35 protein-coding genes are annotated in these 25,107 nt (G+C 53.7%); 26 read left to right on the top strand and 9 right to left on the bottom strand.

Translation table 11 applies throughout. From position 1 onward, the window contains the following. Positions 1-90 precede the first annotated feature (90 nt). The gene (locus MF6394_RS02100) at positions 91-360 is read left to right on the top strand and encodes a hypothetical protein (RefSeq protein ID WP_153045984.1); all 270 of its coding nucleotides are present in this window, start codon (positions 91-93) and stop codon (positions 358-360) included. A 7-nt stretch (positions 361-367) separates the two neighbouring features. Here MF6394_RS02100 and MF6394_RS02095 read toward each other — a convergent pair whose 3' ends face one another. Then, a complete protein-coding gene (locus MF6394_RS02095) occupies positions 368-652 on the bottom strand; it encodes a hypothetical protein (protein ID WP_153045983.1) in 285 nt (94 codons plus the stop codon). 243 nt (positions 653-895) lie between these two features. Here MF6394_RS02095 and MF6394_RS02090 point away from each other — a divergent pair, with 243 nt between their 5' ends. From MF6394_RS02090 to MF6394_RS02065, 7 genes are all read left to right on the top strand, one after another. Then, positions 896-1,600: a hypothetical protein gene (locus tag MF6394_RS02090; protein ID WP_078466044.1), complete on the top strand. Its 705-nt coding sequence runs from the start codon at positions 896-898 to the stop codon at positions 1,598-1,600. 524 nt (positions 1,601-2,124) lie between these two features. After that, complete coding sequence (locus tag MF6394_RS02085; protein ID WP_078466043.1) at positions 2,125-2,541, top strand: hypothetical protein; 417 nt, start codon at positions 2,125-2,127, stop codon at positions 2,539-2,541. Between the two features lie 76 nt (positions 2,542-2,617). After that, positions 2,618-2,821: a hypothetical protein gene (locus MF6394_RS02080; RefSeq protein ID WP_078466042.1), complete on the top strand. Its 204-nt coding sequence runs from the start codon at positions 2,618-2,620 to the stop codon at positions 2,819-2,821. Between the two features lie 276 nt (positions 2,822-3,097). Then, positions 3,098-3,520 (top strand): hypothetical protein, encoded by a 423-nt coding sequence (locus MF6394_RS02075; protein WP_078466041.1) that lies wholly within the window; start codon positions 3,098-3,100, stop codon positions 3,518-3,520. 224 nt (positions 3,521-3,744) lie between these two features. After that, a complete protein-coding gene (locus MF6394_RS33685; RefSeq protein ID WP_153045982.1) occupies positions 3,745-4,038 on the top strand; it encodes a hypothetical protein in 294 nt (97 codons plus the stop codon). A gap of 86 nt (positions 4,039-4,124) precedes the next feature. Beyond that, positions 4,125-4,919 (top strand): hypothetical protein, encoded by a 795-nt coding sequence (locus MF6394_RS02070; protein WP_078466040.1) that lies wholly within the window; start codon positions 4,125-4,127, stop codon positions 4,917-4,919. Positions 4,920-5,090: 171 nt separating this feature from the next. Beyond that, on the top strand, positions 5,091-5,393 hold the full coding sequence (locus MF6394_RS02065; protein ID WP_078466039.1) for a hypothetical protein: 303 nt from the start codon (positions 5,091-5,093) through the stop codon (positions 5,391-5,393). A gap of 700 nt (positions 5,394-6,093) precedes the next feature. Here MF6394_RS02065 and MF6394_RS02055 read toward each other — a convergent pair. The 3 genes from MF6394_RS02055 to MF6394_RS02045 form a co-directional block, all read right to left on the bottom strand. Continuing rightward, positions 6,094-6,483: a hypothetical protein gene (locus tag MF6394_RS02055; RefSeq protein WP_078466037.1), complete on the bottom strand. Its 390-nt coding sequence runs from the start codon at positions 6,481-6,483 to the stop codon at positions 6,094-6,096. Positions 6,484-6,557: 74 nt separating this feature from the next. Further along, the gene (locus tag MF6394_RS02050) at positions 6,558-7,046 is read right to left on the bottom strand and encodes a hypothetical protein (protein WP_078466036.1); all 489 of its coding nucleotides are present in this window, start codon (positions 7,044-7,046) and stop codon (positions 6,558-6,560) included. 31 nt (positions 7,047-7,077) lie between these two features. Continuing rightward, positions 7,078-7,452 carry a hypothetical protein gene (locus MF6394_RS02045; RefSeq protein ID WP_153045981.1) on the bottom strand — a complete coding sequence of 125 codons (375 nt, stop codon included), beginning with the start codon at positions 7,450-7,452 and terminating at the stop codon, positions 7,078-7,080. Positions 7,453-7,721: 269 nt separating this feature from the next. On the opposite strand from MF6394_RS02045, the gene MF6394_RS02040 reads away from it, so the two are divergent. The 10 genes from MF6394_RS02040 to MF6394_RS01990 all read left to right on the top strand — a co-directional run bounded on the left by MF6394_RS02040 (position 7,722) and on the right by MF6394_RS01990 (position 14,897). After that, positions 7,722-9,548, top strand: a complete 1,827-nt coding sequence (locus MF6394_RS02040; protein WP_078466034.1) for a phosphoadenosine phosphosulfate reductase domain-containing protein — start codon at positions 7,722-7,724, stop codon at positions 9,546-9,548. A gap of 75 nt (positions 9,549-9,623) precedes the next feature. Then, positions 9,624-9,959 (top strand): hypothetical protein, encoded by a 336-nt coding sequence (locus MF6394_RS02035; RefSeq protein WP_078466033.1) that lies wholly within the window; start codon positions 9,624-9,626, stop codon positions 9,957-9,959. Positions 9,960-10,165: 206 nt separating this feature from the next. Beyond that, positions 10,166-10,378 carry a hypothetical protein gene (locus tag MF6394_RS02030; protein ID WP_078466032.1) on the top strand — a complete coding sequence of 71 codons (213 nt, stop codon included), beginning with the start codon at positions 10,166-10,168 and terminating at the stop codon, positions 10,376-10,378. A gap of 126 nt (positions 10,379-10,504) precedes the next feature. Continuing rightward, positions 10,505-11,005, top strand: a complete 501-nt coding sequence (locus MF6394_RS02025; RefSeq protein WP_078466031.1) for a hypothetical protein — start codon at positions 10,505-10,507, stop codon at positions 11,003-11,005. 59 nt (positions 11,006-11,064) lie between these two features. Further along, positions 11,065-11,346 (top strand): hypothetical protein, encoded by a 282-nt coding sequence (locus MF6394_RS02020; RefSeq protein WP_078466030.1) that lies wholly within the window; start codon positions 11,065-11,067, stop codon positions 11,344-11,346. Positions 11,347-11,451: 105 nt separating this feature from the next. Beyond that, positions 11,452-11,934, top strand: a complete 483-nt coding sequence (locus MF6394_RS02015) for a hypothetical protein (RefSeq protein ID WP_078466029.1) — start codon at positions 11,452-11,454, stop codon at positions 11,932-11,934. Positions 11,935-12,061: 127 nt separating this feature from the next. Beyond that, a complete protein-coding gene (locus tag MF6394_RS02010) occupies positions 12,062-12,436 on the top strand; it encodes a hypothetical protein (RefSeq protein WP_078466028.1) in 375 nt (124 codons plus the stop codon). 76 nt (positions 12,437-12,512) lie between these two features. Continuing rightward, entirely contained in the window at positions 12,513-13,298 is a 786-nt protein-coding gene (locus tag MF6394_RS02005) for a hypothetical protein (RefSeq protein ID WP_078466027.1), read from the top strand. 142 nt (positions 13,299-13,440) lie between these two features. Beyond that, entirely contained in the window at positions 13,441-14,082 is a 642-nt protein-coding gene (locus tag MF6394_RS34435; protein ID WP_233100506.1) for a hypothetical protein, read from the top strand. A 404-nt stretch (positions 14,083-14,486) separates the two neighbouring features. Then, positions 14,487-14,897 (top strand): hypothetical protein, encoded by a 411-nt coding sequence (locus MF6394_RS01990; protein ID WP_153045980.1) that lies wholly within the window; start codon positions 14,487-14,489, stop codon positions 14,895-14,897. Between the two features lie 374 nt (positions 14,898-15,271). Here the strand turns inward: MF6394_RS01990 and MF6394_RS01985 are convergent, their stop codons facing one another. Beyond that, positions 15,272-15,982, bottom strand: a complete 711-nt coding sequence (locus tag MF6394_RS01985; RefSeq protein WP_161952150.1) for a CPBP family intramembrane glutamic endopeptidase — start codon at positions 15,980-15,982, stop codon at positions 15,272-15,274. 200 nt (positions 15,983-16,182) lie between these two features. Between MF6394_RS01985 and MF6394_RS01980 the strand changes: the two genes are divergently transcribed. The 3 genes from MF6394_RS01980 (at position 16,183) to MF6394_RS01960 (ending at position 17,487) form a co-directional block, all read left to right on the top strand. Next, the gene (locus tag MF6394_RS01980) at positions 16,183-16,374 is read left to right on the top strand and encodes a hypothetical protein (protein WP_078466024.1); all 192 of its coding nucleotides are present in this window, start codon (positions 16,183-16,185) and stop codon (positions 16,372-16,374) included. Between the two features lie 523 nt (positions 16,375-16,897). Then, positions 16,898-17,116, top strand: a complete 219-nt coding sequence (locus tag MF6394_RS01965) for a hypothetical protein (protein WP_078466022.1) — start codon at positions 16,898-16,900, stop codon at positions 17,114-17,116. Between the two features lie 122 nt (positions 17,117-17,238). Continuing rightward, entirely contained in the window at positions 17,239-17,487 is a 249-nt protein-coding gene (locus tag MF6394_RS01960; protein WP_078466021.1) for a hypothetical protein, read from the top strand. Positions 17,488-17,627: 140 nt separating this feature from the next. Here MF6394_RS01960 and MF6394_RS01955 read toward each other — a convergent pair whose 3' ends face one another. Next, entirely contained in the window at positions 17,628-18,035 is a 408-nt protein-coding gene (locus MF6394_RS01955; protein WP_011923101.1) for a hypothetical protein, read from the bottom strand. Positions 18,036-18,261: 226 nt separating this feature from the next. Between MF6394_RS01955 and MF6394_RS01950 the strand changes: the two genes are divergently transcribed. Together MF6394_RS01950 and MF6394_RS01945 are read left to right on the top strand one after the other, a co-directional pair. After that, on the top strand, positions 18,262-18,900 hold the full coding sequence (locus MF6394_RS01950) for an SOS response-associated peptidase (RefSeq protein WP_011923102.1): 639 nt from the start codon (positions 18,262-18,264) through the stop codon (positions 18,898-18,900). 182 nt (positions 18,901-19,082) lie between these two features. Further along, positions 19,083-19,580, top strand: coding sequence for a hypothetical protein (locus tag MF6394_RS01945; RefSeq protein ID WP_078466020.1), 498 nt, complete (start codon positions 19,083-19,085; stop codon positions 19,578-19,580). Positions 19,581-19,600: 20 nt separating this feature from the next. On the opposite strand, the gene MF6394_RS01940 is transcribed toward MF6394_RS01945, so the two are convergent. After that, positions 19,601-20,068, bottom strand: a complete 468-nt coding sequence (locus MF6394_RS01940) for a hypothetical protein (RefSeq protein ID WP_011923104.1) — start codon at positions 20,066-20,068, stop codon at positions 19,601-19,603. Between the two features lie 26 nt (positions 20,069-20,094). Further along, on the bottom strand, positions 20,095-21,084 hold the full coding sequence (locus tag MF6394_RS01935) for a hypothetical protein (RefSeq protein ID WP_078466018.1): 990 nt from the start codon (positions 21,082-21,084) through the stop codon (positions 20,095-20,097). A gap of 758 nt (positions 21,085-21,842) precedes the next feature. Here MF6394_RS01935 and MF6394_RS01930 point away from each other — a divergent pair. The 3 genes from MF6394_RS01930 to MF6394_RS01925 all read left to right on the top strand — a co-directional run bounded on the left by MF6394_RS01930 (position 21,843) and on the right by MF6394_RS01925 (position 23,904). After that, a complete protein-coding gene (locus MF6394_RS01930) occupies positions 21,843-22,829 on the top strand; it encodes a ParB/RepB/Spo0J family partition protein (protein WP_078466017.1) in 987 nt (328 codons plus the stop codon). A gap of 148 nt (positions 22,830-22,977) precedes the next feature. Next, positions 22,978-23,355, top strand: coding sequence for a DUF6283 family protein (locus tag MF6394_RS35090; RefSeq protein WP_352231491.1), 378 nt, complete (start codon positions 22,978-22,980; stop codon positions 23,353-23,355). A gap of 90 nt (positions 23,356-23,445) precedes the next feature. Beyond that, positions 23,446-23,904 carry a hypothetical protein gene (locus tag MF6394_RS01925; RefSeq protein ID WP_078466016.1) on the top strand — a complete coding sequence of 153 codons (459 nt, stop codon included), beginning with the start codon at positions 23,446-23,448 and terminating at the stop codon, positions 23,902-23,904. 288 nt (positions 23,905-24,192) lie between these two features. Here the strand turns inward: MF6394_RS01925 and MF6394_RS01915 are convergent, their stop codons facing one another. Continuing rightward, positions 24,193-25,083 (bottom strand): ankyrin repeat domain-containing protein, encoded by an 891-nt coding sequence (locus tag MF6394_RS01915; protein ID WP_078466014.1) that lies wholly within the window; start codon positions 25,081-25,083, stop codon positions 24,193-24,195. Between the last annotated feature and the right edge of the window lie 24 nt (positions 25,084-25,107).

The raw sequence follows: 25,107 nt of genomic DNA, 5'->3' as shown, positions 1-25,107 counted from the left end.
TGTCCGCAAACCCTCATGTTCTAGTTCTGATGCTTTCTCTTTTGACGCAAGATCGGGCTAGCCGAGCCTGATCTCAGTCAGGCCGACATGATGCCAAAGGTTATCCGCCTGGCAACTCAAACCCCCGCAACGGAATTCATTCCAAGTGAAGCCGTTAGCTGGTGGCACATCCAGAGCTGGCCGACACTGGAAACTATCAAACACAACGGAGATCACGATGGACATCGGGAAGCGGCCGGCTCTGCATCTAATGCGATCCTAAGCCTTCGCAATATGCTGGATCTGCCAGCAACCGCAAAGGTGGATGAGATCGTCGCCAAGGTCCATCAACTGATGCAGCAGATAACCAGCTCCAGCTAATTCCAACCTACTGTTGGACGGTGAACGCTTTGGCAGTGCCACCCACCGAGAATCCAACATCGCACTGACCTTTAGGGTCTGGCATCTTTTGGATGTCGACCATAGCAAGGCCATTGGCCCCACTCTTGTAAGCCTTCATCTTCAAGCCAGTCAGGATGTAGTTTTCATCAGATCCGAATTCATTTGCGTCGCTACCACATGCGGCCGCCATGACCGAGCGAACCCCAATGGCGCCCTCTGGAATTGCTTTGTAGACACGAACCGATCGGATAGCGGTGTTTTGTTGAGACATCGCAGTATCGTATGAAGAGGACTCATCGCTCCCGGGATTCGCGGCGCAACCCACCAAGATTGCTGCACCAGCTGCGGAAACGAGAGTGAAGCCAAATCTGCGAACAGCAGGAGATGAAAACCGGTATTGGGGCATTGTCAGTCATCCATAGAAGAGGCTGGCCAGTCTAAACGCTAGGGGGGTTTTGGCACACCTAGGCCCACGTGATGATGAACCCATCAAATCACTCACGGAGATATCGATATGAACCCTACCGATCACATCAACGAACTAGGCCAACCAGTGTTCATTAAGTTCGAGACTCAGCGCTGCATCCGTGTCATGTACGGCATCGAATCACAGTTCCTTCCAATCGACCCGCGCCAAGTGGAAGGTGTCCTGGAGCCGGTTCGCAACGAGCAGAGCCTGGCCGAATACCCTAACCTTTCTCTGATCCTGTCCCAGAAGCCTGGCGGTGTGCAGATGGCCATGATCGACCACTGTGACGGCGACGTTTACCTCGCGGCTGATGCCGGCCAGGATCCACACTCCGAGGTAAGTATGGCCCGCTTCGCCGGTGAGGCCTGGCGCGTCGTCGGGTATGAAGATGGGTTTCCGGACGAGCCCTATCAGCTCATGACCTCGGAGAGCATGCTGGCGGCCCAGTCCGTATGCAACGGCCTGCTGACCTTGCTAAAGCCTGTACGGGTAGCCTTGGGGATGGATAATGGTGCTCAAACCTTCATTTTTACCGATCGCCCGGCCGAGGTACTGGTCATGGACAGCGCCTATGCGGCGCAAAGCAAAGAGAGTGGAACCCTCGTGATCAACAGCCCTTACCTCGGCCACGAGAATGAATATGCCGGCGACGTGTATCGTGGAAATCTGGCTCGTGACGCAGTCAGCCATTTCTGGGGGCAGGTCGAAGCACACGAAGACGCTAGCGCCGAATTTCTTGTCAGCCCTTAAAGGAGCCTTAACTTCCACAAATCCGCGCTGGACGAGGTTGACTCACCGGCGCTTGCGGGCTGTACGGGCTGAACGGTTTCAATATGAACCTGTTTGGTCTGAGCCTCCCCTTGGTACAGTCCTCGCTCCACTTGCCATTAGTAATTGTTCCACTCATCTCCTCTGCCATCACCGCGCGGCACGTTGGGGGCCGTGGACTTTCAAATCCCGCTTGAGCTTGTCCCGACTTGTCGAATCCGACGCGTAGTTGAGGACTTCGTACCATCCTTCAACTTGTCAGAAACTTTTTCTTCAAAGAGTTTGCTCAGTTTTGCCTATTCATCGCACGCCATGAATGAGGGTTTGCAGCATCGGCTACCAGAGGGTGATCTCTATTAAGAGTTGGCCTGAGTCGCCATGTGTCAATCCAGCCTATTAGACGGCCCAACCTCGTTAGGTTTGAAATGTTGCCTCCAGGTGGTTCTGGCACGGGTTAAAGGGCCAGAGAATTGCTCCATCGTTACCACATGACCAGGAGCAAATCCATGAACACTCAAACCGAGTCACCTCTCACTGCTATCGGCATCGCCGGCGCCGTCGTCAGCACCGCTCCACTTTTCAAGCACTTCTGCTGCGCCATCTGTGAAGATACTGGCCTGGTAGCCACCGAGCATCAGAACGAGGCTGGCGATTACCTCAACGGTCGCTGTTGGAACAGCTGTGAAGCTGGCAATTCGGTGGTGTGGAGTTCCGAACAAGAACAATGGGTCAAACCCTCGGAACAGGTTCGATTCACGCTGCGCAAGAACGAGGGCAGCACCAAGAAGCCCTGGATCGTCGAAGACACCCATGCAGATCCTGCTGAGGATGCTGTGATTTATCACTTCGCCAGCAAGCTCAAGGCTGAACGTTTCAAGTCGGACATGGAAGCTGAGTACGGATCCAAGCAGCTGGGCGCCTAATCGTGTGTAATGTCGGCTTTAGCCACAACCCACGGCGCTGGCTACCACAGGGAGCACCGTGAAAGGTGAACCGTCAATGAATCAAGAACGTCGTTCCGCCCTGCTTAATGCCTTGTCTGATGAGGTCAGAGTACCGTGGGAGCACAACTGCGCCGGTGAGATCTTCGTGCCAGGTAAGTCAGAGAACGAAACCCTGCGCATCGGCCACTTCCAAGGCGACGCGGCCCTAGCGGCATACGTGGTTGCGATGCATAACGCGACACTTGCAGGCCAGAGTTGACCCTGGAGGTATGAGCATGACCAGCAAAAACGCCATTAACGTCACCTTTGAAGACCTGAAGCTGGAAGACACAGTCATCATTTGGGGATCGTGGGCACGACGCGCATGGCTCACGAGGTACAGTTTACTGGCTCGATCCCGATACTAGGATGGTCTCAGTAAACACAAACGGCATGGCAGACACCTGGGAAGGCTTAGCCGATGGACTTCAGAAAGTCATACCCTGAGCCCGGCCGGTTAATGTGAGCCATCCTACAGATATCGGAGTTTATGACCATGACCGCTGTAAAACTCTCAGCCGGCGAAGAAGCGCTGATCGCCTCCATCATCTACCCCGCCCCCCAAGCAGGCACTTCGCTGCCGGTTGAGCCCGGGGAAAAGCGTGCTGCCCGAGGACTTGAGCGTAAGGGTCTCGTGGTGCTCGGTGTCGACACTCAAGGCCGCGACCAGATGACGTTTACGACGCTCGGTCAGGCCACTTACGAGGAGATCAATTCCACCGCGCGGGAGGGAAACAGTAGTATAAGCAAGACAAAACTAGTTCGACCAAGTGGGCTGGATACTAAGCTGATCGGTACTATCAGGGCCGCGGTGAGAACTGCTGAGATTGCTACCACCTGTGATTGGCTTGTAAGTGAAGGCTACGCATCAGATGATAGCCACGCCCGCGAACTGATTCAGTCGGCATGCAGCACCTAGGCAGCCAATTTGATCCAACCTAAATCATTGCGAAACATCAGCGTTAACGGAACAAGGTAATCGAAGGCTCGGCCTTCCAAGGGTTACTCTGTGAAACGTTAATATCCATACTGGCAAGGTACGACTGGGGTGGCAGTAACATCCTGCTTTATGGTTGCGAGAGTTTGATTTCTACGCAGCACGACGTCTCCAGTCTCAATAATTGCCGAAGAGTAGGTTAAATCATGAACGATCGAAAAACACTAATTACGGCTGTTTGCGGAGCAACTATTGGCATCGCTGTAATGTTAGCTGGCAAGTCTTATGTCCTGGAGCCATACCTCGCTTCGAAGCGCGCGGCATCACAACAGGACCAGGTTGATGTTGAAAATCGCCAACGGGATGAGCTTGTTGCTGCTCAGATTGAACAACTTGATCCTGGCTCAAAGAAAGCAGCGTGCGAAGGCTATATCGGTGGCCTTAAGGAGCAAGGCATCCCGATTTCAGCACTAATAAGTACAGCATGCTCAGGAAGCTAGAATGCTTCGCTTTCTCTGAAGTCGATGCCTCGCTCTACTGGCACACTACAAAATTGAACCTATATGGCTGAGGTCGCGCAGTGTCATTGAAGCGTATTTCCAACGAGCTCGAGCAGCTCTGCACCGTCAAGGATCTGTTCGTATATGAGGTGCCCGCTGGCGATCGTCGGGAGGTCTATCCTGTCATCACTGAATACACCCGTACATCCTCAGAATCACGGCACATGGGCAACTACGAGTTTTACAGGGCACGCGCAGTCCACCCGGCAGCTAGTGGATCCTCATTCCATACTTGGAACAATCAGGTATCAGTCGTCATTTGCCATCAAACCCGACGCGTGAAGTTCGGGCCTACTGGTCAATTGATCATGCACAAAAAGGGCGTAGGTCTGGGCCCAGCTCTCATGTCCAACGTGATCGAGTGGCTCACCAAGCAGGATGTTGCGGGCTACGCAATTGACCCAGGTTCCCTTGCTGATATCGACGCCAGCACTGAAAAAGCACGGGAGCAACGCAATCGGTTCTACATGGCTTTCGGCTTCGTTCTTTCCAATCACGATCAGAGCAGGACAGGTATCGAAGTCATTGGCGGAACCTTCACTGCAAAGTGCGTGGGGGACCTGTTCGTGCCTGATCGCTACTATCGCCGCCTGAAACCTTGGTTCGGATTTGAGTCCGAACTGCGCGATGAGCGTGAGTGTGGTGTGAAGAGCCTGGCGGAGCTCAAGCTAATTGATAGATGGACCGATAGTGCCAGCGGTTTGGGCAGGTGGATCTTGAAAAAGATGGGATGGCCAGCTCGATTTACCACCCGGCATATGCACAAGCGTAAGAGCTGGGAGCCGCAGCCAATCATGACATCAGTACAAACCCCAGAGTGATTGCAGCCAGCTGAATGCCAAACGGACAATTCTCCCGAGAGGATGTCCGTTTTCCATTAAGCCATTCGCGCCCGGCGGGCGATTGAATTTGGGGTCATGCTTATGAGTTGCATCGACGTGCCATGATCCGCACCCTTGGCTGATCCAGAACAGCCCAGGTAGAAGACCCTCATGAAACGCCTCTCCCTTAGCCACCTCATCCTCTGTGCGCTCATCGCTGGCAGCATCTCGGTCATTCTCACCTCACCGGCCAGCGCCAGCCAGGCTGCCCGTGACCGAGGCCCCTCGCCCACACCGGCCGCATTCGCTGCATGTGTTAACCACAAACTCGGCGATCGGGTGATCGTCAAAACAGCAGCCGGGAAGTCGCTGAACGGGACCTGCCGCAAATACAAAGACAAGCTAGCCGCTCGCACTCATATCCGGCACAAGAAGGACAAGAGCTGGTGGAAGTCTCTTACTTCCTGGATCTAACCAGAAAACAAGAGGCATGCTTGATAGGACTCGCTTTCAATACCTCGAATAGTCTAGGAATAGTCCTCGACTAGGGCAGCCGGTTGCTTTCGGTCAAGATCGATATGAGTCCGAACTTCTTAGCTTTCCGTAAATTGATCCGGACGATTCTTTCAAGAGCCATCTTGTGAGCAGACGATTGACCAGAAAAAGCTACTGCGTGTGCACGTGTTTCTCGCACCAGGAGCTCATTCGCCAAAGAATCCTCGCTGCCGAGCCAACAGAGGGTTCGGTGCCACCAGTTGCGACGATGAGCATAAGTGAATGCTCGCTGATACTCCTCGATAGCGTGGCGCACTTGGTGACCTATGACGCCATCTGGCTCAAAGGGATCCGCCTTCTGTTTGTCTGTCCCGGGTTCAACGTTGTGCGGTCCTCCAGATGACTCAACCAAAGCCTCACAGCCACTCAGGTCGTTCGCCAATTCATTTTGAAGGAACGTGCGTAGCCGAGAAGACATGTAGATGTCGTACTCTGTCTTAGTGGTCCGGGACAAATCCACACTGATTTTTATCATCAAGAAATTCCTGTGAAACTGACACGACCATTCAGGCCACGCGCCGTGTTTAGGCTTGGGATTACGCCGCGGCTTTGCGGGTATGCCCGAGCTTCGCTTTGAGGATTATTGCATTTATATCCAACGTGGTTTTCTCAGGAACAGTCAGTTCGGCAGGTCAAAGGACTGGTTGGCTGCAGTGGGACCGGAAGAAGGGCCGTGCACTATGTTGTGACCCTCGAGCCAGGCCTTAATTTTGCCCAGGCTGACGGGGTTGCCACTTGCAACCGAGAAAACGAAACCAGTCTGAAGCAAGACCAGCACGCTCCGATCATCAAACGCAAAGACCATGAATTCTGCAGACTCTTCGTGATGGATCATCTTGGCGGTACCTGCCGCCTCAGGTAGAAGCCAGTCGAACCCCCGCCCAGCCTCTGGATTCACAGAGTTGGTCAGCTGTATCGCCCGGCGCTCTTCTCCAGGAACAGCCGGCCGTCCAGACGCAAGCATGGCCGCGTCGAACTGGGCTAGCCGATCAAATAGTGACTGTGGCACTTGATGGTCCTCATGGTGCTTACTTGGTGCTGGTTAGGATAACGCCTCGGCCCAGACCGGCCATAGCGCAAGAATCAAGCTGGTTTACTTACCCCTGTCCTTTCCCATCTGAGGATACTGATCGCTTTGAACTGGCTAATACCCAAGGAACCTCGCTCGTTCCTACTTCTCGAGCCCGGCCTGGTCAGCAACGCCTCGACGTCTGGCCTTTTTGCTTCGAAGATCTGGAAGGCGTTGTAGTCGCCATCAAGCAAAACCAGCATCACAATGTCGAAAGGTTGCTTCAGGTCGATCGATCCAAGCCTGCCACCTCGCATGCGACGGTTCGGGAAATACCGTCCCTTGATCTGGATCTTGAGGTCTATGCCATCTTTAGTCTCGATGGCGTCGTAGCCCGCTGTTCTGGCTTGCTCCAACTCTAGACCGAGGATTCGAGATGCTTCGTACTCAGCCACCTCGCCGGTGACGCCCAGAGGCTTGCCAGTCAAATGGTAGTAGCGCCTTGCTAGCAATTTCGCTTCGCTGAGGATCTCGTAAACGTCGTCGGGTTCTTCCATTTTCATGACATTTTGCTTCCTGGGAAACTCGGCTGAATCAAAAGCGGGAAAGCCAACGGCCTAGGTTGTCATGAATGGAGATGGTTTTGTCCATTTCTGATTGAGCAAGCTCGCTCAAAAACGGTGAGGACTCTACAAACAGCCGGCGTAGCTCGCTCTGGAGAATCGAGGCGCTCACTCTGCAACTGTTGAGCAAAGCTGCTTCATCACTGCATACAGAGGCAAGCTGATCGTCGCTCAAACATTGAGAAGCCAGATCTTTCGCCTCACGCTCAAGCTCAGCGCGCCGTGACTGTACGGCAATGATTTGCTCCTTTAAATTCTGGACACGCTCATCTGCATCGTCGATTTTCTGCGACAGTTCAACAGCAGATGCATTCTTTGGCAGGAGGGTCTTGAGCCAGTGATTCATCTTATCGTTTCCTAGGTAGGGGACTGATCTGAGGCTTATACGGATGCCACGGATAGTCATAATCCACTCAATGGACACGTGCCACCAGCTAGGACAGTGAGCAACTGCTTTTTTATTAGATGACCAGCATGGAAGTGCAAAGACAAACTAATTGCCAAGGATCATCAAACTGGGGGCTTCTTGTCTAAAATTTTCTACCAGGGTGGTTCTGGCACACATGATTCGCCCTAAAACTGTGCTCATACCGAAATGAACACAGTGAAGTAATCATGACAACCGCCCACGCAAACCTGATTAACGTTAAACAAGTAGGCCTCTTCGAAGAGATCAAGCTTGAGTCTCCACGTGGGCCGGTTGTAACCCTGAGTTTTGATGAGAAAGTCAGAAGTGCGATCGACGCAATCAAACAGCAAGTAATCAATGGCGCTAACTTGTCCGTCGCCTGGAGCGGTGGCAAGGACAGTAGTGTTACTTTGAATCTGGCTTACAGCGCACTTTCCGAACTGAAAGCTGAGGGAGTTGAAGTCCCCACACTGCACCTTGTCAATTCTAATACAAGGATGGAAAACCCAAGAATTGACCAGTACAACAAGGGGCAGATTAAATCTATCGAAGCCTTCGCAAAGTCCGCAGGCATTCCTACTAGGGTATGGATAGCCTCACCCAATCTGAGCAACGATTATCTAGTGGCGATCTTGTCCGGCCGGTCGATCATGAGTGTTGGCGCAAGTTCCAAATGCCAGCAGATGGTCAAGGCGGCCCCTCTTGATAAAATCAAGCGACAAGTCAAGGCTTACATTGCTGAGAAGGATGGCGTAAAGGCCAAGGATGCAAACCTAGTCACTCTCATCGGCACCCGCTTTGATGAGAGCAGCGCTCGCGCCACCAAGATGAAGGCGCGCGGAGAAAGCGCTACCGACGCGGTAGACGCTATGGGCAATGGCCAGATGGTCCTTAGCCCTATTGCCAACTGGGATACCTTCGATGTTTTCACATACATCGGCTATGTTCGCTCGGGTAAGTTCGCCGCCTACGACAACTTTGATGAGCTTGTGGAAATATACCGGGAAGCGAATGGTGGCGAGTGCATGGTTAATATGTACTTGAGCGGTACTGAGCAAGCCCGCCCGGCATGTGGAGCCCGCACTGGATGCTGGACATGTGGGAAGATATCCAAAGACACTAGCGCAGACAATATTATCGCCACTGAGGGTGGCGTTTATTCTTGGATGGCACCTCTTCGTGACCTCCGTTCATTCATGCTGGCAAAGCACTTCGATCCCTCCGCCCGCTGCTGGCTTGCACGCACTGTTAATGAAGAAACAGGAACTATCAAGATCGTTCCTAATTCGTACAGCCCACAACATTGTCTCGACCTGTTGCGAATCATGCTGACAGTCCAAATCCGTGAAGAGATTGAATCCGGTCGACTGGGGATTGCCCCTCGATTCACTATCTTGGACGAGCGTCAAATTATTGCAATTGACTTCATCAGTGCGCGATACGGGTATCAAAATAGTTTTTCGGCTCTGAGGGCCTACAAAGACATCTATGAGCGCGGAATGCGGTATGAAATTCCTTCATTGGATTCGATTCCCAAATTCACAGAGAAGGATGTGGCGTTCCGGGCTGAAGCTCCGTTTGTCGACGCTGAGTATCACAGCGCCTGGCGAGGTTTCCGCAACCTCGCCCATGCGATGGTCGACTGGGAGTCTACGACCACTCTGGCGGATGGGACGATTGTTCAAAGTGCAAACGTCGGGGATGAGTTTGAGATCGACGAGGAAGGTGCCGAATACTTTATGGGCTTCGATCTCGACTATGCCCTTGATCGTATTGCACCGCTGGATAACCCAATGTTGGTGGTCGACTACTTCGTAGGGCTGGGTACGGCCACCCTTTACAAAGGCGGGCTTGGGGAATGGAATCGTATGGCCAAAATGAGTAACCAGATCTATGTTCATGGGATAAAAGACGTGCTGCATGACCCGCACGCTCTTTTGAAGGCTCTTCAGTCCAAGTTCGAAACGGAACAGTCGCCGGCAGTCCCCCCAGCCGCACAAACGACCCTTGAGCAGCTTTCGTTCTGGTTGTAGCTGTTTTTCACTTGGGCAGGTTCTGGCACACCTCCCCCACCCGGATACTGGGCTCATCGACAAGGAGCTTAATCAATGACTCAAGCCAAGCCAGCTACCATCACCCGCTGCACCTCGGATACCGACCTCAAGAAACTGGGCGTCCAACCTGGTTGGTTTGTTCGGTTCGCGTGCTGCTCTATCTGGCAAGAGATCACCCATGTCGCTGATGGCTGGGTGCAGTGTGTAGCGCGCGACCCGTCTAAGGGTAAGGATGTGGCCTTCGTCGGTAATCACTACAGCGCTATCGACGTCCTGGCTGACGGGAACCCGGGCCAGCACGAGCGCTGGATCGATAAGGACCGGCGGAAATCTTTCTTCGATAAATTTCACCCCGAGCCTGACAACATTGTGCGGCCGGTAGCGGCTTGATAGGCATATAGCGGCCGTTATAACTGCTGAACCACTCTGCGTACGGTAATCTGCAGAGCACGGACAGAGCGACGGTTCAGGCTTGGGACGCAGCGGCCCAAGGCTGACCGGTTGGCTTTTTGCACCCCGCAGCAACGTTAGGTGCTTCTGGCACACCTAATATGGTTTGAACATGGTTCCATCTTGAAGCCACTTGGAACACAGCCATGCCTACTTACGATCAGAGCAGTACTCAGACTTACAGCGTGTGGGAAGGCGAGGTAACCCAGTTCGTTGCCGATGACCTGGAGATCTCGCACTCGGACGCCGCGGGCATCGTTGAGGGTCAGCCTTTTTACGTCCAGCAGGCGTGGGGTAAAGGTCTGAACTCCCGCGAGACGGCCGACAAAGTTCTCAAAGAGTGCCGCGATCCAAGCTGATTCCGTTCAACACACCAAGGCACCTCTCGGCGGTGCCTTTTTTGTGCCTGTAAGAACCTGTGGAAGGGGGTTCTGGCACTCCAATACCGGCCGCAAGATGAATCATCAAATCTTGAGGAGTCACCCATGTCACTCAATGCATCGCCATCGCTGAATGTTGTTTCCCAGTGCGTACAAGCAACCGTCGTGATCAGCGCCAGCCATCCAACCCTGGGCCCTGTCTACTGGTGCTTTGTCGATGGCTCGGACCATAACGCCCCTAACTGCTACACGCTAACGACCAATCTTGAGGACGCAATGACGCTGCGCAAAGGCTGGCGAGAGGGAATCATGGCGTGGAGTCATCGCGACCACATGACAAAACTGATGCTCGACAGTGAGCAGTTTCAGCAAGAGCACGACATAGACGAAACCAAAGTGTGTACTTGGTCTACCACCACCACCCTTGGAGGCGTTCTCAAGTCGTTGCAGCGACGTAGCGGGCAGGATGTTGACGCTTTCACGGCGTGGCTAACCTCAGCCGCCTGGTTGGATGTAGAAGCCCCCGGCGCCGCACTCGACTTTCCCCAGTACTTTGTTTCACCTCAATTGCAGCTCTTACCTGTCTGGAAGCGCTTGCAGGCCTAAATTCAAAGGTGGACGCCATCCCGGCCACCAACCAAAAGCGACGATTCAAAGGAATATCCATGTCTAAGTACATCAGTGGAAACTGGGGTCACATTTTTGAAGCAGACGAAAGCGAGCGGATGACTCGGATCGTGATCGATGCCGAAAGCCAAAAGCTCGTATTTGCTCAAATTCAACGCATCCGCTCTATGGACTCCACCTATTCCGAAGCCAGCCACCACGAGATGGCCGACCTGGAGGAATCGCTAATCGATGCAAACGCTGAATTGTTCAATGACCCAGTGGGGTTTGGATTGATTACAACTGATGCCATCCCCGAATGGGCTGCCAATCTCGCCTAAGTATCGGCGCAGGCAATCAAAGGGCCGGGTCGCACGGCGGCCCAGCTTCTGGCACACCCTAATCCCCGTAACATGGCGCCATTGACCTTTTAGGAGTTGCAAGCCATGCCAATCGAACGCGATGACGAACGCCGAACCCGTACCGGAGTGGTTGTATCTGCCACCCACCCGACGCTAGGCCCTCTGTACTGGGAATTCGTGTCAGAGAGAAGCGTGGGCGGTCCTGACTACTATTCAATTTCGACCAGTATGGCGCGAGCCTTGCTGCTCGAACCCGGCTGGCGCGAAACCAGCGATTTCCGTTATTACGGTGGCCACCTCTCGCAGGTCATCAGGAACCAGGCCCGGGAATATCGTAACCCCGAATACTGGGGCGTAGATCTGGTGGTTGAGCTGGAGGATGGATTGGCGAGCCTACAGGCTCAATCCGACCAAACCGAGATTGAATTCCTTGCCTGGCTGAGGACTGCTGAATGGATTGATGCCCCGGGTCCGACTGTCATCGAAGAGCTCGTCGATCACGGATTCATGGAAGAGTGGGAGGTTTTGAGCTTCACACTACCTACGCCGACTCAAGCCTCAGCCTAGGAAACCAGAGCCCAAGCGAGGGATGCGTCGGGGGCCTGAGAAAGTTTGTAGGGTGGTTCTGGCACAGGCAAAACGACCTGATCATATGCCCATCGAAACAACACACTCTTTGATCAGGCCTATTCCAATGACCATTTTTACTACCGAGTACACCGCTGTTAAAACCCGCATCGCGGCAGCACTTAACGCCCTTGGCTGGAAAGTCGCATCCGCCCGAGACATGGAAATTAGCTGCCTTATTGCCCGGATGGACTATGAGACTGTGGTTGGCGATAAGACCGCGACAATCTCCCTTGAGCCATGGTCTGAAACTCTGATGCTGGTCAGCAACTATGACAGCGAGGGTCGCAACATCCTTAGCGCCAACATGAAGCGCTTCGATCCTGCCATGACTGATGAAAGCCTGACTGAAGCTGTGACCCACTACGTCGAGGCATTGGAGAAAGACGTGAATCGATCTTATGCCCGTCGGATCCACCTGAATCACCCACAACCGGCATAAAGACCGTACGGGCTGGATAACACCCCTCTACCCTAGTCAACCACTCTCCTTCAATCCCTGCATAGGGCGCCATGCCATGACCATTGAAAAGCACATCACCGAAGCCCTGAAATCACCCACGGCTAACCTCCCAGCGTTCCAGACTGCAGCAGATGCCTACGACAACGAGCTGGCAGGTCGGACAGATGTGGCCATCAACATATCGCCCGTCTCTGTAGTGTTCTTTCGTGATCGCGCACTACACCTTGGTCTGTTTCAGGATGGGGTGATAGACATCGGAAACGCACAGCCGCTCACCGAGGATCTGTGGAATACCCAAGCCCCACTGCTTACCAACAAATCGTCCGTTATCGACATCAGCGCCCTCAACATTGCGAGCTTCAACTGCGATCAGGTTCGCTTCGAATTTGAGGGTGATGACATCCAAGACCCCACGTTGTCTGAGTGCGGTCGCTTCGACATATCGCCGGACTACTACGGTTTTCAGAAAACCTCAGCTGGGATCTGGTGGAAACGCATTGAGGGCGGAGACACACTGATTCTAGATGGCGCTTCCTTTGCCCGGGCCAACCCGGTGGGGGAGTTTGTAGGACGTGTTCTTCTCTCTGAGGTCGCTTTCGACTGTGAGTATGATCCGGACGCTAAACCAACCGATCACCTACCAGAAACTCTTGCGTGCGCAGCCAGAACCACTTCCGGCATGGTTGAGTACGCAGTACCCTCACTGACCGCTGACGCAATTGCTAAAGGCTTCAAGCTAGGGCTTTTCGAAGTAATCGGTAATGGCTTGGCTCGTATTACTGCCAAGGGTAAAGAAGTGGCCGCCAACGGATCCGAGAAATCGAATGATGAAAGAAGCTGAGAATAATCCTCGCCCGGCCGGGCCACGCTTGATCAGGAACATCTCCCAGTACCTGAATCGCTCATTGTCCCAATGGTACATGTTCGAGCCCCAACTTCATTGGCAGGCTGGCGTTGAGGTACACGACATCTACGGAGCGTTCATGTCAGTCGCCGTATCACACGCGCGGGTGCTTGTTGCCAATGTGGTGATTCCAGACGGTGGTGATGGGCTGGCGGCGTTTCTGAATACACATTGCGATGAGCCGTTTCATTTTCCACGAATGCCGCAGGCATTTTCTTGCTCTGCATTTTTGGCTCGAGCAACGCACGCTGAGTGGCGGATGATTGCCGACGAGCTGGTAATGCCCGACTGGCTCGATGAAGAGATCATTGGTTGGGCTTGTACCCAGGGGCTGATCATCAAAGCGCCAGAGACACCGTCCCCAGTAGTTAAAGTAACGCCAACCACGACAAGGCCTGTAAGCCAGAAGACAGGCGTACCCGGCACCAAAAACCTGTTCAATCCCGAAAAGGTGCTTTGGCTGGCCAACAAGCCTGAGGGTATGCACGTTTCGCCGAAGGAAGCTGAGAGACTCAGCGACCTCGATGAGATCGTAAATGACCTGCATGGGCGCGGGCAGCTGGAGAAAATCCGGTCTGATGATTCAGGTACTTATTTCCGCACGACTCACGCGGGGCTAATTTCACTCTACGAACTGAGGATTGTCTGGCGGGCGGCGAATGGGAAATCGACAGATGATGAAGAAGCACATCTGGAAATGCTCAAAGCTCAGGAGTCTTAGCAATTTGGTTATGCTGGGGAGATCTCTGTCCTAGGGAGGGATCCTTACTCTGGCGTCTTTGCAGAAACCTTTGCAAGCTTGTTGGCGTGGGGATTCCTCCCCTTCTTGAAACGGGTAGATTCCCCGGACTTGCTCCCTGACTTGAATCGGCCACCGTGCTGACCATCTCGGAAAGAGTCGCTGCGCTTGATGCCCAAGGTCCTTGCCTTAGCATGAATCGACCCTACTTTTCGGTTTAGGATGGACGTCAACTCAGCCATTGGAGTGTCCCCGTAGAGTTCCTTGATTACCTTCTCTTCTGCTGTAGTCCAAAACCTCAAAGCCCTGCCCCCGGATTTCATAGTCAATCGACAGATTAACGCGACCGTCCAGTTTGCCAAATCCAAAAAGGGCCATGCTTTACCGTGTATTTGCTCAAACTGGCTAATGATTCATTCCAGCGGCCAGACATCGGGAATTTGCTGGATACCCTTTGGCTTTCACATGCTCAAAGTCAAGGGCACAATGCGTCCAAATCACTAAACCATCAGGAGATGGCTATGGTCGCGAGCACAGTCGGTAAATTAGCCGCCCGATTTTTTTGGTTCATGTCATTCGTCATGTCCCTCGGGGCTCTGCTTAGTTTCTTCACGTGGGGGCTGAATGCGCTGGAAATAACCTCAGTCTTGTCTCGCTTGTATGGCACCGATGCCTGGCCTCCATTCAAGAATCTTATCGGTTGCGGGCTCGGCAGCTTGGTGCTTTCGCACATCTCCACGAATCTCTACGGTCGGGCCATTTTAGTGGCGGAGCAGGAACGTATGCTGGACAAGTAATCACAGATCGACAGTTCAAATGACGATGTTGCAAAACTCCTGCAGGTCAGGAACCTCTCCGCCGGCCCGCTAAAGAAAATGCACTTTGATGCCAAGCGTCTCGGACGCCTTATTTATCGCACTGCTGGGAATCACCCATCCTCCAGGTAGCTTCCGCATCAACGCTCATATCCCGCAGCCCACTCGTAAATGCTCAGATCGGGCTTTAGAACCCCTATATCAAATCTGAACATGTGAGCATCCAGGTCGGCAAAGTGCCCTGTCAACGCCGCACCAAAGGGCAGTTCCATATTAGGACAGAACGCGACCTAGATCCCTGGCGCCTTGATGGCCTTGATGCACAGCACCGCATCTGCATATGGCTCAATAGCTTCCTATACCAACTGGCTCAAAACTGTATCGCTCAGCATGCCGCAGACCTCTGCAAAACTATGCAGGAGAATAGGCACCAAGATGCCACCGGTGCGCATGCGTGCGTAGGCAAAAAGCACAGCCAAAGACCCGATCAGGGCAAATGAGGGCCAATGCGTATATTGGCTATGCATCAGCATGAATAACGAGCTGGTGCACAAGATCGCAACCCACTGCCAGAGCCGGCTGTTCAAAGGGAACAATCTCATCAAAAAGTGGCGGTACAGAAGCTCTTCACTGATCGGGGGAAGTGCCAGCAGCATAACCAGACATACCACCTTTTCCAGGGCAGTTAGGCCGCCCAAGAAGGAAACCATAAAAGTCTCGCGGCCGAACCCCAGCCCCACGTCTAGGCTGGTGCAGACCACATAGATGACGATTACGATTGGTAGACAGATCTTGTAGGTGCGCCCAAGGTCGCGGCCTAAAAGCGCCCTGAGTCCGCCAGAGCCTCTGAGTTGTACTGCGGCAAGGAACAGAAGTGCTACGGCTGTTGCACCGTGTGCGAGCATAAGCCACAGGGAATTCCATTCTTCTTTCCCAACGACAGTGAATATCCAGGTCGGTATTGCTAGCGCAAGAAAGAGAGCTGTGATGCCCATCAAGCAACGCCGCCACCATGAGTAGCGGGCTTGATCGATTGCTGGGTAACCTGGGGAAATGGCGTTGTTCACGCTAAGCATCCTTTCGCGAAAATAAGTGCCTACATCTTACCCGGTCCATCAAATGATCTAGCCAAAGCAAGAGCGCCAAAATGGATGCCCGGCAGGTTAAGGATTTTGCAAGGTTGTTATGGCTTGTGGCACTCATTGCAGTGCTCGACTATGAACATGACCGAGCGGGCACTGTCCGCAATAGCAAGGAATAGCCCACGATGGAAAATCGCCAGTTCGCAGAGCAAATCGCGGCAGCAGTACAACTTCTCGGGGCCGAAGGCGCTGCAAGCTGCATGGCCCGGGCTTTGATCTGCCTTGCCCACGAGGCGAAGAATGATCTGGAATTTGAGGCTGATCTGGGGGTTGTCACCATCAAACGTACAATCACGCCCAATTCCCAGAAGCACTGAATTAAGAGGGAATCCGTCTATGGCTAGCCGCCGTCAGCCCTACACCCCTTGTAAATTGTACATCGACGGAGCTGAAGACTTGAGCGCCGGCGACTATATCGTCACTTCTGGTGGTTCAGCCTATCTAGTCCAAGCAACTCGACCGAGCCCAAGCAAACCTGAACGTTTGTACTTGGACTGCCTGCGCTGGGTGCCGGCCGAGATACCCGCGGATGCCAGATGCTTCAAGCTAAACTGGTATCGCCGTTGAAGTTGATAAGCGGGAGCTAAACACAATGTCATGGGCAGATGCAGCTGCGCCGGTGGTAGCGCAAGTGATTCGCAACGTTGGCCGCAGTGATATGAAAGCGCTACGTAAGGCGTTAATAGAAGCCTACCCCTGGGGGGAGCGAGCAAACACACCTTACAAGGCCTGGCTTGGTGAGATTCGCCGTCAGCTGGGCCACCCGCTGAACGCACCAAAGACAGATACGGCCAATACTCAAGCAGACATGTTCAACAGACATTAAAAGGAATCGGCACTATGCGCTGCAACGATCAAGAATTCACCATCAATAAGGGCCAGGAAGTATTGGACGGTAAGTCCCATTATCCCGACCTTGTTCGGTTGATTATCCCGAAAGACGAAGCCCTAGGTCTGGCTCAAAAAATCCTTCGCGAGCTCGAGCATATGCTGCCCGACCAGACCCATCTGGGCGAAATCGCGCTTTTCGGAAAGCTTGAAGTAGTTGATGACGAGTGAGCGGCTGGACAGCCGGGGCGCATAGAGCGCAGCAGGCCTGTTTTACCTCAGCTCAGACCTGGGCCTCCAAAGGATAAAAACCGCGGTTGTTGAAAAGTCGATTAGGCCCAGGACAAGCACTGATGAAATACCATGCACCAACAAAGCAACTGACTGTTCCACTCGAAAACCTAGAGCCAAGTGCAGCGGCATTTCGATTCGCAATCAAAATGCTTCGGAACGCGGCTGGCCTTCCTCTTGAAGGTGATGAGCGGCCAGTCCATATGTCTGATGCTTGCCATGCCGAGCAAGCGATTCTTCGCGGCGCTCGGTTGCTTGGAATTGATCTCGGAGCGGAAATGCCGGGGGAGCTCGACGTCCGGAAGGCTTGACTTCGGAAGCCAAGAACCAAAAAGCCCGCATCGAATGCGGGCTCTTGGGAGAGAAGCAGAGGCTTCTTGGCTAGTTCCGGCGGTGCCACCCTTAGGGTCGCGGGGCAGGGCCCATAAAGGCTGTCTCTCGCAGCCAGGATTTAAACATATCCGGCAGACCAATCAGAGTCAACACTCTCTCCCCCTCTCGCAGGTGGAGCATTGACGATTCGGCCGATGATCTCGGCAACGCTGGCGGTGGCCTGGTAATACACGTCCTGGGCCCGCTCGAAATTGGCCAAGAGCACTGCACGCCTTGCAGGCGGCGCCTCGCTGGCCAGCTCCTCTAGCGCCACCCGCAAACCTTCTTTGGCCCTTGTAACTTCCCCTACGTAGGGAAGCAAGCCACTTGAAGGGTGATGTGCTGGCTCCCCCTCTACCTCAATGGTCTGGGCTATAACCAGAATCGCCGCGCGTTCTGCCTGTGCGCGTGCCGGCAGCGAACATGCAGCTGGATCGTGTTGAACCTTGTCCAACGCGGCGGCCAGGATGGTCATTGGCGCGGTCATCTGTACTCCTTACAAAAATCGGATCTACATCTGCTGACCCTATCCAGAGAGGGTGGGTCACACCTTTTGGACAGGCGGCAATCAGATGCACTATGTATCCGGCTGAGAAATTCACATCCCATTTCCGGTATTCAGTTGGCCGATCCCTGTGTGGCCCTACCCTCGCCCCGCGACACAACATGTCGCTTGCGGTCTATCCTGTGACGCAACTCTTTGGAGACTGACTATGTGCTCACACTACGAAGCCCCAACTGAAGACCGCCTTCTTGCAGGCTTCGGGGTCGCCCCTACAGAACCATACCAACATGACCTATGGCCTACTTACCTTGGTCCCTTCATCCGACTTCGTGGCAGCGAAGCAACCGATGATGATCAGTCAGAACTCGAAGCCCAAGTTGGCCAGTTTGGTCTCCTCCCCTTTTGGTCTAAAGACCGGAATCTTGGACGACGAACTTACAACGCCAGATCTGAAACGGTCAGCAGCAAACCTTCCTTCCGTGATGCCTGGAAGAAAGGGCAACACTGCGTGATCCTTGCCTCGGGGATCTACGAACCCGATTGGAGAAGCGGCAAAGCAGTGCCCACCCGAATTACCCGCTCTGATGAAGGGGTCATGGCGATCGCAGGCTTATGGGACGAATGGCACAGCCCTGAAGGCCGGCTACTCAGCTTCACAATGCTCACGGTCAACGCACAAAATCACTTCATGAATCAGTACCACAAACCCGACGATGAGAAACGAAGCGTTGTCATCCTTCCTAACGGGCTGATCAACGACTGGCTACGCGCCACCCCAGAGCAGTCCATGGAGTTCATGCGCTTGTATCCAGGGGATAAGCTCAAAGCCGAAGCCAAGCCGAAGTAAGGCAACAAATGAGATCCTACCGACGGATTTGTGACGGTGCACCCCATAGTGTGGGGTCGAAATTCAGACCGAGCTAACCATTCGCCAAGAAACTGCCAGGCGGTGAGCTCGTTCTGGTGGCACACCGCGGGGTTATCATTAGGATAGCGACCCTCAACGCATCCCCAATCAGAGGCCCTACAATGACCAAGCCGGCTGAAAGTACCCGGAAAATCCTCTTCCTAGATGAATTTGTCGAGGTCGACACATACCAGCCAGTACATTGGCCCGAAAATCAAGAACTGGTCGCAGGGCGGTTTCCCCTAAATCCCACATTGCGTCGTTGCTTTGACCAAACTCCAAATGAGGACCGCGAGTCGCTTGAGACGGAGCATTGGTGGGACCTGCCCTTCATCATCTCCCGTGACTGGGAATCTTGCGTTGAGATCATCAAAGCCAATCAGGCCCACCATCGCGAGCAGGCAAACGACTACGTTATTTCCGATGATGAGCTTGAGGCCAAGATCCAGGCGGAAAAACTTCGCTGGTTTGCTGAATTCCCGGACGGTGTTCGTTATGACGTCAGATGCCTTGATGGCGGAGCGTGGGACAGATCTACCTGGTGGGGTTCCAGCGGGAGCCTTGATGAGGCGGCCAAACTTGCCGAAGCGGGGCCGGCCTGGCGCTCAAAACTCAGCTGAATGCCGGCCCAGGTTGGCATTTAGGCTCTTAGAAGTTTTTTGCGCAAAGGTAACAGTGCGGTGCTCACCATCAGAAGCGATGAGATGGCGCTCCAGGTGTCACTACCTCCCCCCATAGACGCAAGAGCTACCACTACGGTAAGTGCTATCAACACGGGTTTGAAATAGTCGGACAGGTAGAGCAGTTCAACGGGTGTGTCTCCGTGGATTTTGAAGCTCCAGGGTAGACAGTTCACGACCAACAGCAGGACGGTGGCAGCTATCCCGAGCATGATGCTGTCTTCGAAATCGCTGATCAGTGAGCTGGCAACAGTTGTGCCCAGCGTTGCGAGCACAAGCCACAGGCATGTGCGTCGCGATTTGGTAGTTTGGGCGAGGAGCCCGACCGCTGCGGTAGTCATTAGCCGGCACGCAAAGGGAAATTGAACGCCGAGCTTATGTTTCAAACCTGATTCATGCACCTCAAACTGGCCTAACAAAAACTTCACGTTTTTTGCCCTGGGGCTGAGCGGTGCTACTTCACCGGACGAAGACCCAGGCTCTGGTGGTGCAGCCTGACCCTCGCCTGCTCCATCGACTCACCTGTTCGAGCTGACTCAAATATAGGCTCCAGTACGCCAAAGCCTCGTTTATTTAAGGTCTCAGCCTCCATCACCCGGATTCGCAAATGCCCAAGGCCCTTGAGGCTTTTTAGGGTCTGCGTCGCAGCTGGTGCGACCGTGATTGACTCAAGGTCCTCGGACAATGGCAGTTCCAAAGTCTGTGCAATTATTCCAACCCATTTGGCATGCGCGAGATACAGCAGTGACAGGTCGCAGTAGACGTGGCCATCTGGAAGGGTTGCAACCTGACTGCCCAAGTTCAGGGCCCGCACTTCATCCAAGAAGATCTTCATGAGATCTTGGCTATGGACATCGAGCCCGTCACGAGCAAAATCGGCTTGAAGGACTGCGCAGGCCTCCGTCAGGTCGATAGCTGTCGGGGCGCCCGGAGCTGCAGGTTGTTCTCGGTCAGGAGCCTCACCAGCTTGATGCAAGCCTACCTTCTCAGCATAAACCCGGGCATTTGCTTGGTGCTGGTCTTCGCCGGTGGCGACAACCTGCTTGAATACGTCCGTCACTCGGTACCCGAAACGCTCCATTGAGTCCCGATCAAGGGTTCCGATCGCCCCTACGGCGATCTCGCGCACGGTCGAAAACTGCTCGTTTAAGTTGGGCATATCCACGAACTCCCACCGTCCCAGATGTCCCTTCGTGCAGGCCACCCCGATCTTTGCTCCGATCAGAGGTGCAAGCTTGAGTTGAATCGCGAATATCAGGGTCAATGGTCCGGACACGTCCCCTGCGGCATCAGTCACTAGCTTCTCAAGGAGCCCCGCTTCCTTAGCCAATCTTTCAATAGACTTAATAACCCACTCGGCCATGATTGATCTTGAATCTTGCACCACTGCATTTTCAATGCTTCTGGCCATAGAGGTAAGGTTCAATACTGTCTGGTCGTTCATATTGTCATGCTGGGCAAGTTGGTATGACACCTATCCTAACCTGCGCCCCCTGAAATTCCCTATTGATTTTTTGGGTATGCCTACTCGTGCAAATCTTACACATGAATCCGCAACTCATAGGTCAATGAGTAGATTTGTTAATCACTGAGGCCAATCCTACCTAACTAACTATTTTACAATACAAAATGACGCCAAAAAGCCTGAACTATTTGAATATAAGTGGGAAGAACAGCAAGTGCATAGGCGCTGCTGCAACGAGGAGAACAGCAGCCGCATCTGTTAATAGGTTGTTCGGAAATCTCCACCCCACCCAAAATTCACAATATGCAAACCAGGTGAAGAGTGATGAAAGCAAACCAAAATGCATATAGGTAACTACGTCCACTCCAGAGATCGAAGCACCTGAAGTCCTAGCCAGCAACATCAATACCACAATGCCAAGCATCGAACCCAGAGCGGAAATACAAAAATACACCTGTACATTTGAATCCGTACAAAAAGAATAGAATTTATGTCTCGACATCTCACGACCACCACAAAAAGAAAACACCTGAACAATCTAACTTGGCCGGATGGAAAATAAAAGCCAATTCCTAAACTTTTACAAACTCTGTCATGCCGATTTAAAGGAAGTAAAAAATATGCCGTTTTCTTTACTGAGCACACGGGCTTTCAAGCTACGTATTTTTTTAAAGTATGGTTCTGGCACACCTAAATCAGTAGGAAACTAGGCTCATTAACTAACAGGAGAACTCCTCATGACTACCCCCAACATCGCCGCGGACCTGATCACCCCTCATGCCATCGACTCCCTCGCCGCATGCAATTCTCTGCGCAAGTTTCACGACGTAACCCAGACCCTGATCAAGAACCAACAACTCGGGCTCGATTTCGCCCCGAAACGCAACAACGCGTTTGCACTACCCGTCGCTCTATTGGTTTGCTACATGTCCGACTCCCGTCGTGAATCCTTGGATCCGGACCAGATCCGTAGCTTCGCCAATGCTTACAAGGCTGGCGACCACGTCGATCCTATGACTGTGGTACCAGAAAGCGGCAAGCTTCGAGTGGTGACCGGCATTACTCGCTACGCTGGCCTGATGCTTGCCATCTCCGAGGGCTGCACCATCAAGCAGGTGTGGGTTATGGAAACCGATGCGGACCCTGCGTCGATCATCATCCGCCAGCTGAACTCTAACCGTCAGGTGGCCATGAAGCCTGTGGAGTTGGGCAACTCGTATCGCGAACTAATTGAGCTCAAGATGACCGTCCCTGAGATTGCCACCCGTCTCCACGTCAAGGAGAGCCATGTGCGCACCATGCTGGACTTCGACCGTGTACCGGCTGAAGTAAAACAAATGGTTGTGGCCGGACAGGTATCGGTTAAGCGCGCGATCAACGAAGATCTCAAGTGCCAGATGAAAGGGGCGGACACCGTAGTTCACATGCAAGATCAACTGGCCAAAGCACGCGAAAACGGCCACAAGAAGATCACACCCAAGAACACTTCGGCGCCCTCGCCCCTTTTCAGCCGCAAAGATCTCGATGCGTCTGTCCCTGTGCTGCTCACTCTCGCAGATGCACTTGAGAAAGAGCTGCCGATGATGGGCGACACACCCGGCGAAGTAACACTGCAGCTGAAACTCGGCGGCGACCTACAAGCTCTGTTCACTGCGCTGGCCAACTTACGCAATGCACATCGCACTGCGACCGGGGATGCACTGCCAGCAGTCGCCACCAACTAACTCCCAAAGCCACCGCTATTCCGTCGCGGGAAAACTAGACGGAGCAGCTCAACCGGCCGCCGCCGTGTTTAGCCCCTGACCTAGGGTGGCGATTCACAGCTCAGGCATAATAATGGTCTCTGAACCGCCCAGATCAAGGTGATCACCCGTGTCCAGTTCATGCGCGCTGAACCCTCTCAAAAAGCCCTGCGGCTCTTGTCCTTGGCGAGTGAATCAAGAAGCCTCAGACATTCCCAATTTTGATCTGGAGAAGGCTGAACGGCTGAGAAACTGCAGCCCGGACATCAATGGGATGGGTCCAAGCTATCTCGACCCGATATTCGCATGTCACCAAAGCCGGGTGGGAGAGGAATTCGCCTGCGCCGGTTGGCTGGCCAAGGTAGGGCATGCCCACCCTCGCATTCGATATCTCGTTAGCACTGGTAAGCTCCCAGCAGAGGCACTCAACCCCGGCACTGGCTGGCCAGAGCTGCACTCTAACTACCTAGACGTCCTCGACAAGCTCAGGGAGTCAACCGTCGAGTGATCCTCAACAAGCCAGGAGCTGGCGCTTGGCTTCTGGCACGCCATAACGCGATCTACGATGGCTCAACTCTAAGCCATTGATGAAGCCACCATGCAAATGAACAAAGCCCTGACAACGACTGGCATCTATCGCCCAGGTCAGCCGCCGCAACTGTTTCCTGAGTACGACGCCCACCTGAACCGCATGCAGGAGTTGGCGTTTCTGATTGGCGACCGATTGCTCAGTATGCCGCCGGGCACCCTGGCATCAGTCAGCGAAACCATGAAAGTTGGCGTTGTCACGCTGGCAGACAAGATCGAAACCGTAATGCTCGAGCACTACTCCCCATTGCAGTCTGATGACGAAGTGCAATGGTTCTGTTTCACAAAGCAGAAATACCAGGACTGCGACTGGGGCGGGGAAGAACAGATAAACGAGATCATCGTACAGCTCGAGGCTTGGCTAGCTCGACCAGTGTTCACTGAAATCCAGCCAGCCCAACGTCTTCAGACCCTGGCCAAGGGTCTGGAAGACTGGATTGAAAACTACGAAAGCTCCCAGCCGAGCTAAGCCGCGACCGGGCGCTCAAGCTGCAAGCACCGCAGGGCGAGCTTGTGCTGGTAATCAGCGCCGGTGCAAGTACGCTCCAAGCGGGTCAAATCCTTCAGTGTTACGTCATTTGCACCCGCAGACTGCAACTGCGCGAGAAGAGCCTCGCATAGCGTTACTACGTATTGCGGGGCCTTGTGCTCAGGGCTGATGTTCATCGCTCCCGGCATTGCTCGCCGGCTGGCCAAGCCAGCACCTACGATCCCCCAGTATGGCTCCAGTTCATGCTTGCTTGCGGTCGTCATCTTTTCACTTCCCACCCTTGGATTTCAGATACTGAGCAGTTGCATTGCTCCCACCCACGACGGCTGCGCGATATGCGGTGTCGCCGTCATTATTCTTGGAGCTGAGGCTAGCACCGTGCTCTACGAGAAGTTTCACTACGTCGAAGTGACCCTGGTATGCCGCCATGATGAGTGGCGTATCTCCTCCCCGCTCTAATGCCACATCTGGCCGCGCGCCAGCAGCAAGCAAAGAACGGACGCAGTCGGTAGCACCGGCCTGCGCTGCATGCGCGATCGGGGTCCAGCCGTACTTAATGCCCATGAAGTCAGGTTTCGCTCCTGCTGAGAGAAGATAATCGACGGCAGCGCACTTCTTGGCTGCCGCAGCGGCGGCGATCACAGGATTACCCTTCTGATTGAGCCAAGGCATGTCTGGCCCAGGAGTATCAACAGCATAGCCGCCGTCGACATACTCTTTGAGCGTTGGTATGTCGCCGCTGCTTGCTGCCTTGGAAAACCCTTCCCGGCTAAACGAGCTGGAAGTTTTGGCACCTGAGGCTACGACGGGAGCAGGAGATGAATCGACTTTAGCAGAGTGATTCGATAATTCCGGAACAGCGGTTGAGGTGGAGCCTGTGCTTGAGCAGCTCTTCACACCCTGCTGAAGCAGCGCAAGCAGTTCAGACGGCTCGTAACGCTCTTTTCCATCTTTCCAGCCCTGGGCGGCCGCCATAGTCCTCGCGCTGCCATTGATAGCGTACACACTCCCATCAGATGTTGCCGTTACGACAATGCTGCCTCCCACCCTTTTACACTGAACAGGGTCACCTGCAGTGGCGGCCGGCGCTACAACAATTGATATAGCGAGGACACAAAACCTGATCAGCGTTTGCTTTCCCTTTCGTTTGGAATCCATTGTCCGGCTCCTATGCAGATCATC

This window comes from Pseudomonas sp. MF6394 (genome assembly GCF_002018845.1).
GTDB classification, from domain to species: Bacteria; Pseudomonadota; Gammaproteobacteria; order Pseudomonadales; family Pseudomonadaceae; genus Aquipseudomonas; species Aquipseudomonas lactis.
Note: the sequence above shows the minus strand (reverse complement) of the source record. Positions and strands in the feature narration are given on the sequence as shown.